At 55.9% G+C, this 12,665-nt stretch carries 14 protein-coding genes; 10 read left to right on the top strand and 4 right to left on the bottom strand.

What is annotated here, in order from left to right:
* Positions 1–5: 5 nt before the first annotated feature.
* Positions 6–995 carry a protein translocase subunit SecF gene (gene secF, locus ACILP4_RS02905; protein ID WP_395619251.1) on the top strand — a complete coding sequence of 330 codons (990 nt, stop codon included), beginning with the start codon at positions 6–8 and terminating at the stop codon, positions 993–995.
* A gap of 3 nt (positions 996–998) precedes the next feature.
* On the opposite strand, the gene ACILP4_RS02900 is transcribed toward secF, so the two are convergent.
* Positions 999–1,562: a helix-turn-helix domain-containing protein gene (locus tag ACILP4_RS02900; RefSeq protein ID WP_395619250.1), complete on the bottom strand. Its 564-nt coding sequence runs from the start codon at positions 1,560–1,562 to the stop codon at positions 999–1,001.
* Between the two features lie 88 nt (positions 1,563–1,650).
* On the opposite strand from ACILP4_RS02900, the gene ACILP4_RS02895 reads away from it, so the two are divergent.
* Positions 1,651–2,148, top strand: coding sequence for a DUF6456 domain-containing protein (locus tag ACILP4_RS02895; protein WP_395619249.1), 498 nt, complete (start codon positions 1,651–1,653; stop codon positions 2,146–2,148).
* On the opposite strand, the gene ACILP4_RS02890 is transcribed toward ACILP4_RS02895, so the two are convergent.
* Entirely contained in the window at positions 2,145–3,947 is a 1,803-nt protein-coding gene (locus ACILP4_RS02890; RefSeq protein ID WP_395619356.1) for an ABC-F family ATP-binding cassette domain-containing protein, read from the bottom strand. The genes ACILP4_RS02895 and ACILP4_RS02890 overlap by 4 nt on opposite strands.
* 135 nt (positions 3,948–4,082) lie before the next feature.
* On the opposite strand from ACILP4_RS02890, the gene ACILP4_RS02885 reads away from it, so the two are divergent.
* The 5 genes from ACILP4_RS02885 (at position 4,083) to ACILP4_RS02865 (ending at position 8,184) form a co-directional block, all read left to right on the top strand.
* Positions 4,083–4,931: a D-amino-acid transaminase gene (locus tag ACILP4_RS02885; protein ID WP_395619248.1), complete on the top strand. Its 849-nt coding sequence runs from the start codon at positions 4,083–4,085 to the stop codon at positions 4,929–4,931.
* A 27-nt stretch (positions 4,932–4,958) separates the two neighbouring features.
* A complete protein-coding gene (locus ACILP4_RS02880; RefSeq protein ID WP_395619247.1) occupies positions 4,959–5,675 on the top strand; it encodes an SIMPL domain-containing protein in 717 nt (238 codons plus the stop codon).
* An 80-nt stretch (positions 5,676–5,755) separates the two neighbouring features.
* Positions 5,756–6,052, top strand: a complete 297-nt coding sequence (locus tag ACILP4_RS02875; RefSeq protein ID WP_395619246.1) for a hypothetical protein — start codon at positions 5,756–5,758, stop codon at positions 6,050–6,052.
* A 72-nt stretch (positions 6,053–6,124) separates the two neighbouring features.
* Positions 6,125–6,790, top strand: coding sequence for a response regulator transcription factor (locus ACILP4_RS02870; RefSeq protein WP_395619245.1), 666 nt, complete (start codon positions 6,125–6,127; stop codon positions 6,788–6,790).
* Between the two features lie 83 nt (positions 6,791–6,873).
* The gene (locus ACILP4_RS02865; protein ID WP_395619355.1) at positions 6,874–8,184 is read left to right on the top strand and encodes a sensor histidine kinase; all 1,311 of its coding nucleotides are present in this window, start codon (positions 6,874–6,876) and stop codon (positions 8,182–8,184) included.
* On the opposite strand, the gene ACILP4_RS02860 is transcribed toward ACILP4_RS02865, so the two are convergent.
* Complete coding sequence (locus ACILP4_RS02860) at positions 8,185–8,472, bottom strand: chorismate mutase (protein ID WP_395619244.1); 288 nt, start codon at positions 8,470–8,472, stop codon at positions 8,185–8,187.
* A gap of 96 nt (positions 8,473–8,568) precedes the next feature.
* Between ACILP4_RS02860 and ACILP4_RS02855 the strand changes: the two genes are divergently transcribed.
* Genes ACILP4_RS02855 through ACILP4_RS02845 form a run of 3 tightly spaced genes read left to right on the top strand, consistent with a single transcriptional unit; the run spans position 8,569 to position 12,397 of the window.
* Positions 8,569–9,582 (top strand): polyprenyl synthetase family protein, encoded by a 1,014-nt coding sequence (locus ACILP4_RS02855; RefSeq protein WP_395619243.1) that lies wholly within the window; start codon positions 8,569–8,571, stop codon positions 9,580–9,582.
* Positions 9,582–12,065 (top strand): ATP-dependent helicase HrpB, encoded by a 2,484-nt coding sequence (gene hrpB / locus ACILP4_RS02850; RefSeq protein WP_395619242.1) that lies wholly within the window; start codon positions 9,582–9,584, stop codon positions 12,063–12,065. The genes ACILP4_RS02855 and hrpB overlap by 1 nt, the downstream gene beginning before the upstream one ends.
* A 56-nt stretch (positions 12,066–12,121) precedes the next feature.
* A complete protein-coding gene (locus ACILP4_RS02845) occupies positions 12,122–12,397 on the top strand; it encodes an ETC complex I subunit (protein WP_395619241.1) in 276 nt (91 codons plus the stop codon).
* Here ACILP4_RS02845 and ACILP4_RS02840 read toward each other — a convergent pair.
* Positions 12,394–12,665 (bottom strand): NUDIX hydrolase (locus ACILP4_RS02840; protein WP_395619240.1); only part of this gene is annotated, 272 nt, incomplete at its 5' end. The two genes, ACILP4_RS02845 and ACILP4_RS02840, sit on opposite strands and share 4 nt — an antisense overlap.

The following is a 12,665-nucleotide window of genomic DNA, read 5'->3' as shown; positions in this document are numbered from 1 at the left end:
TTGCCATGAAACTGCTCAAACTCGTTCGTGATGACACCAACATCGATTTTCTCAAATGGCGCGTATGGGCCTTTGCGATCAGCTTGGTTCTGATGGCGGCATCGGTAGGCTTGGTCGCAACGAAGGGCCTTAATTTTGGCGTCGATTTTATTGGTGGCCAGATGATCCGCGCAACGTTCACGCAAAGCGCCACGGCGCCTGTGACCGAGTTGCGCGAGTCAGTAGGTAGCCTTGGTTACGGCGATCCGACAATTCAGCGTTTCGGCGCTGAAAATCAGGTTTCAATCCGCATGAAATTGCCAGAAGGTGCGGATAAGAACCCGGAGCTAGCCAATGCGATGGCGGAGAAAATCACCAGCAAGTTGAAGGCCGATCACTCGGACGTTCGGATTGACGGCGTGGACTCGGTATCCGGCAAGGTTTCAGAGGAATTATTCGGCAAGGGTATATTGGCACTTTTGGCGGCAATGGCGGGGGTTTCGATCTATATCTGGTTCCGCTTCGAATGGCAGTTTGGTGTCGGCGCAATCTGGTCGCTGGTTCACGACGTAACGCTTACCTTCGGGCTATTTTCACTTACGGGGTGGGAGTTTGACCTGAACATCATTGCGGCGTTGCTGACCATCATCGGCTATTCCTTGAATGATACCGTCGTGATTTACGATCGAATCCGCGAAAACCTGATGAAGTTCCGCAAAATGGAAATGGCGTCGCTGCTCAATCTTTCAGTCAATGAAACCTTGTCCCGCACAGTGATGACCAGCGTATCCATTTCGCTGCCGCTGATCGTGCTGGTGCTGTTTGGACCTGACGTCATCTTTGGTTTCAGCATGGCAATGGCATTTGGCATTGTCGTTGGAACTTACTCGTCCATCTATCAGGCGGCACCGATCCTGATTTGGCTCAAAGTTGGATCACATAGCTTCGTCCCAACCGACGAAGGCACAGGGTCGAAGGCGGAGCGGATAGGCGCAGACTTCGGCGCGCAGCCTTAACGGTTATAATTTGCGGACGAGCCGGACGGCTTTGGCAATCCAGGCTGGGTCGGCCACGACCTGCTGACGTGCGCCTGCCTCTAAAGGCAGAAGATGTAGTTTGCCTGCATCCCGGCCAAGCAAGCGGCCAAATATGAACCGTCCACCGGGTCTTGGCACAAGGACGTCCAAATTCAGCGCAGAGGTAAAATCGTCGGGTTGAAGCTGTTCAAGCCATAATTCATCACCGCGCCGATATTCCCCTATTGCCGCCGCAATCCGAAGTCCGACCATGCTGCCGCCGATATTCGGAACCATGATGCGTTCCTCCTGTGTCGGCGCATAAGTTCCATCTTCATGCAGCACAGCCGCGACGGGCAGATATTGTTGGTCAGGCAGGGCAACAAGATCGCTCGAATCCACACCCAAAGCATCGGCAATGCGGTTAATCCAGATGAGCGACAACACCCGCATGCCTGTTTCGAGGCGGCCGATGGTTTGTGCCGTTGTCGGTGGATTGCAGCGTTCGGCCACATCGGCAAGTGTTAGGCCCTTGGCCCTTCGGACATCGCGAATTCGACTTTGCACGGAACACTCCATTACCAAATAGGTTTTTTCTATCCTACAATATTTACCACATGGCAAGGGTGATTCGAACAATCCAAGGAGATTGAAGATGCCCGCCAAATCCCATTCGAACCGAAAATTTCACGATCCACGCATGCTGGTTGAACATCCAGTGGCAGAAAGTCTTGCTACCCACCGCAGCGTGACGATTAACCTATCGGAATCACCTTTGTCCTGGCTGCACGCGCGGGGCCATTTGTCGAACCGACAAATGTTGGCAGGCGAGACATTGCGCGGGGATTATGAATCCGCCGCACTTGGACCGCATGTGACAATGTCGTGGGAGAATATCCCGCCTAGCCGTCAAAAACGCAGCGCGCCATCGGGGCTGAACCGCACGGAACGGATGATGCAGGCCAAGCACCGCTTTGACAGCGCGCTGATCGCGCTTGGGCCTGATTTGTCGGATATTGCTTGGCGCGTCATTTGTGTTGGGGAAAGCATTCCCGCTGCGGAGCGCGAGATGTCATGGCCTGTGCGGTCAGGCAAGATCGTGCTAAAAATTGCGCTGGATCGACTCGCGGCATTTTACCGCATCCCCGGCTAGGATACGGAATCTTCGACCATCATCGCCAATTCTAACCAGCGTTCCTCTGCGGCATCCTTTTCGGCGCGTAGACTTTCGGTCTTGGTGGTTAGTTCGGCAAAGCGTGCAGGTTTTTGTGTGTACAAAGCCGGGTCGCTCATTTCCTTCTCTGCCGCCGCAATTTCGGCGTCAATTTCTGTGATGCGCGATGGCAGAAGGTCATAGTCGCGCTGGTCTTTGTAGGTTAGCTTGACCTTCTTGGGCGCTGATGGGGCCGCAGAGACGGGCTCTGTTGAAACGGTTTTTTCCACCTTCTTGACGGCAGGCTTGTCTCGCTTGTCGCGTTTTTCTTCCCAGTCGGCATATCCGCCGGCGATGATATCGACATGGCCTGAACCGTCCAAACCTAGCGTCAAATTGACCGTTCGGTCGAGAAAATCACGGTCGTGGCTGACGATCAAAACCGTGCCGTCATAATCGGCGATAACCTCCTGCAGCAGATCAAGCGTTTCCAGATCAAGGTCGTTGGTCGGTTCGTCCAGCACCAGCAAATTGGCCTCGCGCGCAAATTCGCGCGCGAGCAAAATGCGCGATTGCTCGCCTCCAGATAAGGAACCAATCCGCGCCTCAATCAACGCGGGATCGAATAGGAATTCCTTGAGATAACCCTGCACATGTTTGCGCACGCCGCGCACATCAATCCAGTCGCTGCCATCGGCCAACACATCGCGCACGCGTTTTTCGGGCGTGAGCAATTTGCGTTGCTGGTCAATGACGATGCCCGTTAGCGTCGGTGACAAAGTGATGCTGCCAGTGTCGGGTTCAGTCTCGCCCGTCAGCATGCGGATAAGCGTTGTTTTGCCCGTGCCATTTGCGCCGACTATGCCAATACGGTCACCGCGTTGAATGCGGAGCGTGAAATCCTTAATGATCGTCCGGTCGCCAAAGCTTTTGCCGACATTTAGCGCGCTGATGACTGTTTTGGTTTTGCTGTCGTCGCTGGCGGCAGCGAGCTTGGCTGTCCCTTGCGGGCCAATCATCGCGGCACGGGCGGCGCGCATTTCCCAGAGCTTGGCCAATCGGCCCTGGTTACGCTTGCGGCGCGCAGTGACGCCGCGTTCCAGCCAATGCGCCTCAATCTTTAACTTGGCATCTAGGCGGTCGGCATTGCGCGCATCCTCGGCAAAGACGCGTTCGGTCCATGCGTCATAACCGCCAAAGCCGATTTCATTGCGGCGCAGCAGTCCGCGATCCAGCCAGAATGTCTGCCGCGTTAGCCGCGTCAAAAACGTCCGGTCATGGCTGATTACCATGAATGCCCCGCGATAGCGCGTCAACCATTCCTCCAGCCATTCAATCGCAGCAAGATCCAGATGATTGGTTGGTTCGTCGAGCAGCAACAGGTCAGGCTCACTTGCCAGCGCGCGGCAGATGGCGGCGCGGCGTTTCTCGCCACCGCTTGCGGTTTTGGCCTCACGGTCCAAATTTATACCCAATTGGTCAGCAATCGCCCGCACCGCATATTCGGGCGGACCTTTTGCACCATGAATGGCGAAATCGACCAGCCGGTCATAAGCGCTGACGTCAGGGTCTTGTTCGAGCATCACGATGTTGGTGCCAGGCACAACGACGCGGTTGCCCTTGTCCGCTTCGACGGTTCCCGCCACCAGCTTCATCAACGTCGTTTTGCCAGCTCCATTGCGACCAATCAGCGCCAACCGATCGCGCGCGCCGATGAACAAATCAATATCTTGAAACAGCCAGCCGCCACCTTGCTGGAGCGCGAGATTTTCGAAGGCGAAGATTGGAGGTTGCGACATATGGGCTGGCGGATAGGGGGTAGCAAGGGCAGGGGCAAGCCAGATTGTCGATCTGCCGTCTTTTGTCATTGCCACTTTCGCGGGCATGACAATGTGGATGTTGACGATGGGAGAAGCTTCAAGCAAAGCCCTCTTATGCGCATAATATACCTGAACGGAAAATATACCCCTGAAACTGAAGGCAAAGTGTCGGTATTCGACCGAGGCTTTCTGTTTTCGGATGCTGTTTACGAGGTTGTGTCCGTACTGGACGGCAAACTCGTTGATTTTGGCGGCCATGTGCAGCGCCTTGCCCGCTCACTTGGTGAAATTGGCATAAACGGCGCGCCTGATGCGGATGGCTGGCTTGCAATTTGCCGCGAACTTGTTGCGCGCAACAACCTCGAAGAAGGCATGATCTATTGGCAGGTTACACGCGGGGCACCCGAAGACCGCGACTTTATATTTCCTTCCGCCGAAACGCCGCCCACGGTCCTTGCCTTCACCCAATCCCGTGCACTCGCTGACAACCCATCGGCACAACGTGGCATTCGGGTGATCACGATGCCAGATTTGCGATGGGGCAGGGCGGACATCAAAACGACGCAGCTGCTGTATGCTTCCATGATGAAAAACGAGGCGATAGCGCGCGGCGCGGACGATGCTTGGATGGAGCGCAATGGCTGGATCACCGAAGGCAGCGCGCAAAACGCACATATCATCACGCATGATGGGATTCTGATCACGCACCCACTTAACCGTGAAATTTTACACGGCATTACCCGCGCTTCCGTGCTTCCGCTTGTCGCGCAACGCATAGAAGAGCGGCCCTTTTCCATAAGCGAGGCCGAGCAAGCTGCTGAAGCCTTTGTGTCGTCGGCCTCAGGCTTTGTGATGCCCGTGGTGCAGATTAATGGACAAATAATCGGCAACGGCCAACCCGGTTCGGCAACCGTTCAGCTTCGCCGTGCCTATATCGATTGGGCCCGCCGTACTGCAATCTAAGCAGTTGGCGTAGAACGGGAGTTTGACATGCGTAAATTGATTTTTGCAGCATTTTTAGCAACGAACGGGATGACGCCCAGCGGCGCGATGGCAACTGAGGTGCATGTTACCACCGCCAACCCGGTTATTGACCTGACAATTTCAGAAACGGTTGAAACCCCGCCGGACATTGCCACTTTTTCAACCGGCGTTCAAACAATGGCGCCAACGGCAAGCGCCGCGGTCCGCGCCAATAATATGCAAATGGCGTCGGTGGTTGCGCGGCTGAAGATGCTTGGCATTGCGAATCGTGACATCCAGACCACACAAATTAGTCTGAACCAGCAATTTGACTATCGCGACGGACAGCAGGTTTTTAAGGGCTATCAGGCGTCGAACATGGTCAATGCCAAGTTACGCGACTTAAAGAAGCTAGGCGCGTTCCTTGACGCGCTTGCGGTTGATGGCGCGACCAGTTTCAATGGGCCATTATTTGGTATCGATGACGACAGCAGTTTTCAGGAAGCAGCGCGAGATAAGGTATGGGCCACGGCCATGACCCGTGCGCGGAGCCTGGCGCGCAAGGCTGGCTACACAGACGTTCGCGTGTTGCGCGTCGAAGAAAATGATCAAGGGCGGGGCTTTATGCCAGTGCCCATGGCTGTGCGTTCAATGGACGTAGCGGCGGAAAAAACAACGCCGATTTCGCCGGGCGAACTTAGCGTTGCGGCAAGCATGTCGTTTACATTTGAAATGGTGAAATAATGGATTTTGCATGTCACCGGACGCGCAACCTCGGCGCGCCATTCACTGTGCGTTCAATGCTGCACGCTTAGGGGGCGATGATGATCAACCGTCCTGTCTTTATCTCTATGCTTGTAAGTATCGCTTTGCTTAGCCCCGTTGCGGCCGATCCGCGTCGGGGGGAGCAGAATGAGGCACGGCAGGATATGCGGGCTGGCAAGGTCAAATCCTTGCGGGAGATTGAGGCAAATATTGTGCCGCGTATGCGCGGGATGCAATATCTGGGTCCAGAATACGACCCGACGGCTCAAGTATATCGGCTGAAGTTTATTGACCGTGACCGCGTCATCTTCGTCGATGTCGATGGACGGACGGGAAGTGTGCTGCGGCAGCGGTGATAGGATTTTGTGGCGGCATACAAATCTGCTAGCCACATCGGGATACAATTATTGACATTATAAGGGAACGGCATGCGCATATTGATCGTGGAAGACGAGCCCAATTTGGGCAAGCAGCTCAAGTCAACGCTTGAAGGCGCTGGCTACGCCGTTGATCTCTCAGTTGACGGTGAGGATGGCCATTATATGGGCTCCAACGAAAATTATGACGCCGTCATTCTTGATTTGGGTTTACCTGAAATTGATGGGCTAACCGTTCTTGATCGCTGGCGCAAAGAAGGCAGGAAATTCCCCGTGTTGGTGCTGACGGCCCGAGATAGCTGGTCGGACAAGGTCGCTGGCCTTGATGCGGGCGCCGATGATTATCTCGCCAAGCCGTTCCAGACCGAAGAATTGATTGCACGGTTGCGCGCGCTGATCCGCCGCGCGTCGGGTAATGCGTCGAGCGAGTTGAATGTCGGCGATGTTCGGTTGGATACGCGTTCGGGCCGTGTGACGCTTGATGGTCAACCTGTGAAGCTGACGGCGCAAGAATATAAGCTGCTGTCCTACCTGATGCACCACAAGGGCAAGGTTGTCTCACGGACGGAACTGATCGAACATATTTATGATCAGGATTTCGACCGCGATTCTAACACCATTGAAGTTTTCGTGACCCGTATTCGCAAGAAACTGGGGCAGGGCGTTATTTCGACGATTAGAGGCCTTGGTTACAGCCTAGAGGAACCGGTGAGCTGAGGCTGCCAGTCGCGATTATGTCCTTACCAAAGCAGCCAACGTGGCGCAGCCAATTCCAAAGCACTGGATCGCTTACCCGCCGGATGATCCTGACGGCGGCTGCTTGGATTACGATTTTGCTGATCGGCGGGGGCGCGGCACTGGACCGCGTGTTGACCAATTCGGTTGAACAGAATTTTGATACCCAGCTCGAATATGTCCTGACCGCGATGATTGCCTCGGCGGAAATCGGCCCGGATGGTGAAATCCGGATGAACCGGCCTTTGGGCGACCAACGATTTTTGGAGCCGAACAGCGGACTTTACTGGCAGATTACCGGCAAAAACACGACGCCATTCCCCTCTCGCTCTTTGTGGGACCGCGCGCTTAATCCGCCCGCTCACCACAAGGATCAGGCGGTTCATTTTCGCAACAGTAATGAATTTCCCGACGAGCCGCTGCGCATCGCAGAGCGCTCGATAAAACTTCCGGACTCCGATGTCGCTTGGACATTCATGGTCGCGCAAAGCCGCAATAGCCTTGATGGGCAGATCCAAGAATTGCGGTCGGTATTGGTAACAAGCTTCCTTCTGTTGGCACTTGGCCTCATCATTTTGGCGGCGTTGCAGACATTTTATGGGCTATGGCCGCTGCGCGCGGTGCGCATGGCGATTGCGCAGATGCGCAGCGGTAAGGAAAGCCGGGTGACCGATGCCTTGCCCGATGAAGTGATGCCGATGGTCAATGAACTGAACGCCTTGCTCGACCATAATGAGAAACAGGCGGAGGAATCGCGCCGTCATGCGGGCAACCTCGCGCATGCGCTGAAGACGCCGTTAACGGTCATCATGAATAGCGCGACCGCGAAAGCCCCCGATATATCGGAAACTGTTATTCGCGAAGCCACAACGATGCGGCGTCAGGTGGATCACCATTTGGCCCGCGCCCGCGCCGTTGGCCGCCTAGGCCACAGCCAAAGCCGTGCGGCGGTCTGGGGCAGTTTGGAATCGGTCGAACGCGCGGTAGGCCGTCTCTATGCGCATGTCCGACTCGATATGGCCGGAGATAAGGCAATTGCAGCACGGGTGGAGCGGCAGGATCTTGATGAAATGCTTGGTAACCTGATCGAAAACGCCGCCAAATATGGCGGTGGCAGCGTGTTTGTAACGGTCGAGGATGCAGGTGATTTTGTGGAAATGGTCATTGAGGATGACGGACAAGGCATCCCAGAAGGTGAGCGTGAGCAATTGTTTGATCGCGGTGCGCGGTTGGATACCGGCAAGCCCGGCACAGGTCTTGGCCTTGCGATTGTCCGCGATGTTGTCGAAATTTATGGCGGGGTTATCACGCTGGAAAAAAGCGAGGATCTCGGCGGACTTTTGGTCAGACTACGCTTACCAAAAGCAATAAGCTGATTAGTTTTCGTCGCGGATTTGCTGGTGGTGGCGGATGACTTCATCAATGATGAAACGCAGAAATTTCTCGGTGAAATCAGGGTCAAGTTTCGCGTCGCGTGCCAATTGCCGAAGCCGCTGTATCTGCCGTTCTTCACGTGCTGGGTCTGCAGGTGGCAGTGATGACTTCGCTTTAAACTCGCCCACCGCCTGCGTTATTTTGAACCGTTCGGCGAGCATAAAAACCAGCGCAGCATCAATGTTATCGATGCTGTCGCGATAGCGGGCGAGAGTGTCTGCGTCGTTCATTGATGCCATCTGTGCCGATATTGACCGCAACGGACAAGGGAAAATACGCCATTTGCACTTGCCTATCCTCGCTGTGCGCGTCACAGCGATCAGATTATGACGGCAACTATCCACAAAATCGGCGGACATCAGGCGCCCTCGCTCGATCCAATCTTAAAATTGGTCGCGCCGGGCATGAATAAGGTCAACACGGTCATTCTGGACCGAATGCAGTCCGAAATTCCTCTTATTCCCGAACTGGCTGGTCATTTGATTGCTGGCGGCGGCAAACGTATGCGGCCTATGCTCACTTTGGCCTGTGCGCAGTTGCTAGATTATCCTGGCGAACGTCATCACAAATTGGCCGCCGCTGTAGAGTTTATTCACACCGCAACCTTGCTGCATGATGATGTTGTCGACGGCAGCGATATGCGACGTGGCAAGACTGCTGCGAACCTGATCTTTGGTAACCCAGCGGCTGTACTCGTCGGCGACTTTCTGTTCAGCCGTTCGTTTGAGCTGATGGTTGAGGATGGTTCGCTTAAGGTTCTTAAAATCCTATCGAACGCATCGGCAGTTATCGCAGAGGGCGAAGTCAACCAGTTGACCGCACAGCGGCAGATTTCGACGACAGAGGAAAAATATCTCGACATCATTGGTTCGAAAACGGCGGCATTGTTTGCTGCTGCGTGCCGGATATCCGCTGTTGTCGCCGAAAGCGGCGAAGCACAGGAAATGGCGCTGGATGCATATGGCCGCAATCTTGGCATTGCGTTTCAGTTGGTGGATGATACCATCGACTATGTCTCCGATGGCGCGACTATGGGCAAGGACAGTGGCGACGATTTCCGCGATGGCAAGGTTACACTGCCCGTCATCCTCGCGCATTGCCGTGGCAATGCCGAAGAGCAGAAATTCTGGCGCGATGCGATGCTTGGCAACCGGGTGAGCGACGCCGATTTGGCGCACGCCTGCACATTGTTGCGTGCGCATCGTGCCATTGACGATACCTTGGATCGGGCGCGGCATTATGGTCAGCGGGCGATTGATGCGATTGCGCATTTCCCGGCAGGCGAAGCCAAATCTGCGCTGACTGAGGCAGTAGAATTCGCAATAGCCCGCGCATATTGATGGGCGAAGCGGTGCCGTCCGCGCTGAACATGACCGAAGCATTGCCCGTCATGGCGGTTATGCCCGATTTGCTGTCATCTTTGCGCGCGGCGCCCAATGCTGTTCTTATTGCTCCGCCGGGTGCGGGTAAAACCAGTATGGTTGCGCCTGCCTTGTTGGATGAGCCTTATTGTAATGGCCAGATCCTGTTGCTGTCGCCGCGCCGCTTGGCCGCGCGCATGGCGGCGGAACGGATAGCAGAAAATTTGGGCGAAACAGTCGGCGGACGCGTCGGTTACGCGACACGGCTGGATAGCAAGCATGGCTCAAATACCCGTATATTGGTGATGACCGAGGGCATTTTTCGCAATCGGATTATCAGTGATCCTGAGCTGTCAGGCATATCGGCTGTGTTATTTGATGAAGTCCACGAACGCAGCATCGATAGCGATTTTGGTCTGGCACTCGCGCTAGAGGCGCAAGCGGCCTTTCGGCCTGATCTGCGCGTGGTGGCAATGTCGGCTACGCTCGATGGATCTCGTTTTTCCACGTTGATGGACAACGCGCCTGTACTGGAAAGTGAAGGCAAAAGATGGCCTTTGGAATATCTTTATGTTGGCCGCAGGACCGAACTGCCGATTGAGACCGATATGGTACGCATATTGCGTCAGGCGCTGTCGGAGCAGCAGGGCGACATATTGGCATTCCTGCCCGGCGTGCGTGAGATTGATCGTGCCTTTGACGCTTTGGGCGATTGCGGTGCTGATATCGTGGTGCACAAGCTGCATGGTCAGATTGACCCAGTGGCACAGCGGCTTGCGGTCCGCCGTGACGCGCAAGGACGCCGCAAGGTCATTTTTGCTACAAACATTGCGGAAACCAGCCTGACCATCGACGGAGTGCGTGTCGTGGTCGACAGCGGCCTTGCACGACGCGCGCGCTTTGACCAAGCGGCTGGCGTCACGCGGTTGGTAACCGAGCGCGCAAGCCTGTCCGCCGCAACACAGCGCGCTGGGCGTGCCGCGCGGCAAGAGGCGGGGATAGCCTATCGACTTTGGGAGGAAGCGGGAAATGGGGGACTGCCGCCGTTCGACCCGCCGGAGATTCTTGAGAGCGACCTTGCGCCTTTGTTGCTCGATTGCGCGCGTTGGGGCGAGAACGACCCGGCGAAACTCCGTTGGCTTGATCCGCCACCTGCTGCCGCGGTGCAGCAAGCGCGCAAGTTGCTTTTGTCGGTTGGTGCGCTCGATGCGCAAGGCCGGATCACGCCGCACGGAACCGCGCTTGCCAACCTGCCACTACCGCCGAACCTTGCGCATATGGTCGCGACCGCCGCCCATAGCGGGCAAGCGGAGGACGCAGCGATCTTGGCGGTTCTGCTGCAAGAGCGCGGCTTGGGCGGACAAAGTGAGGACATTGACGCACGCTTTGAACGCTTCACGCGCGAAAGCGGTCCTAAGGCAGAAGCTGCCCGCAAGTTAGCAAAACGCATTGCGCGGCTTTGTGACGATAAAGGCCGAGGCGCGCCTTTGAGTATCGGCGGTCTGATCGCCACAGCATTTCCAGAGCGTATTGCGAAACGGCGCGATTCCAAGGGCGAGAAATGGATCAGCGCAATGGGGCGCGGGCTGCAGCTTGACGCTGCTTCACCGCTCGCGCGGGAGGAGTGGCTTGCCGTGGCCGATGTGCAAGGCGCAGCATCCGGCGCGCGGATCTTGTCGGCGGCGGCATTGACCGAGCCGGAACTTATCGGTCGATTTGGGCATCGCATTATCGGTCAGGAAATATTGTCTTACGACAAAAATGCTGACCGCGTGGAGGCACGGGTGCAGCGGCGGCTTGGTGCGATTGTGCTGAGCGAGGGACGCATTGAAAAACCGGACCCTCAGGCCGTTGCCAATGCATTGTTAGCCGCCGTGCAAGACATGGGGATCGATGTTCTGCCTTGGTCGGTTTCGGCCCGCGCGCTTCGGGAACGTGCGCTCTTTGCCGGTATTGCCGTGCTCGGCGACGATGCTTTGGCGCAAAGCGCCGAACAATGGCTTTTGCCTTTGCTTGGGAAGGTGAACCGCTTGCGTGACGTTGCGCCATCGGGTTTGGCACAAGCTCTGGACAATTTGCTGGGATGGGATGTGCGGTCTCGTATCGATCAAATTGCACCCGCGTCCTTCAAAAGTCCCGCCGGAACCGAACATGATATCGATTATGCAGCCGAAGCCGGCCCAACGGTGGAACTGCGGGTCCAGGCTTTGTTTGGGCTTGATACGCACCCGGTGGTGGGCGTTGAGCGCATACCGCTCGTTCTCAGCCTAACCTCGCCGGCAGGTCGTCCTATCCAGACCACACGCAATCTGCCCGAATTTTGGCGCGGAAGCTGGCGGGATGTCGCCAAAGAAATGCGCGGCCGTTATCCAAAGCATAGCTGGCCCGACGCGCCATGGGAGGGCGTCGCCAGCCTTAAGACGAAAAAAGCACAAGCGCGCGATACGCCCCGCAACGCTTGACGACTCAGATGCTGTTCGGGCAAGGCGTTGCCGAATTAACCGTCAGGAAACGCAATATGTCCGCCCGTATTTTTCAACGCCCCAAAAATGCTATGCAGTCAGGCAGTGGACGCCGTGAATGGGTGCTGGAATATGTGCCGGCAGAGCCCCGAAAAGCGGACCCTTTGATGGGTTGGGCGGGCTCTGGCGATACGCAATCGCAAGTGCAATTGACCTTCCCAAGTCTTGATGCCGCGCGGGCTTTTGCGGAGAAGAAAGGAATAACGGCGACCTTTATTCCAACACCGCCTAAAACGCTGAAGCTTCAGACCTATGCGGATAACTTCCGTTAAGCGATCATTCCAGGCAGCATCAGCAGCTTGACGTCTATGACGCAACCTTCAGCGCGCTTTTCCTGAACAAAATGCGACAAATCTGCCAAAGCAATGCGGTGGACGATGATATTTTCGCCATCAACACCGCCGCCGTCACTTACTTTTGTCAGGCCATGCGCGCGGACGAGCGAGAAGCTCTCGCTAACCATGCCGGGTGACGAGAAATACTCGCCCATGATTTCCAAATGGTCGGCACGATAGCCAGTTTCTTCCTCAAGCTCTCGGG

This window comes from Sphingorhabdus sp. (assembly GCF_044239045.1).
Taxonomy (GTDB): Bacteria; Pseudomonadota; Alphaproteobacteria; order Sphingomonadales; family Sphingomonadaceae; genus Sphingorhabdus_B.
Note: the sequence above shows the minus strand (reverse complement) of the source record. Positions and strands in the feature narration are given on the sequence as shown.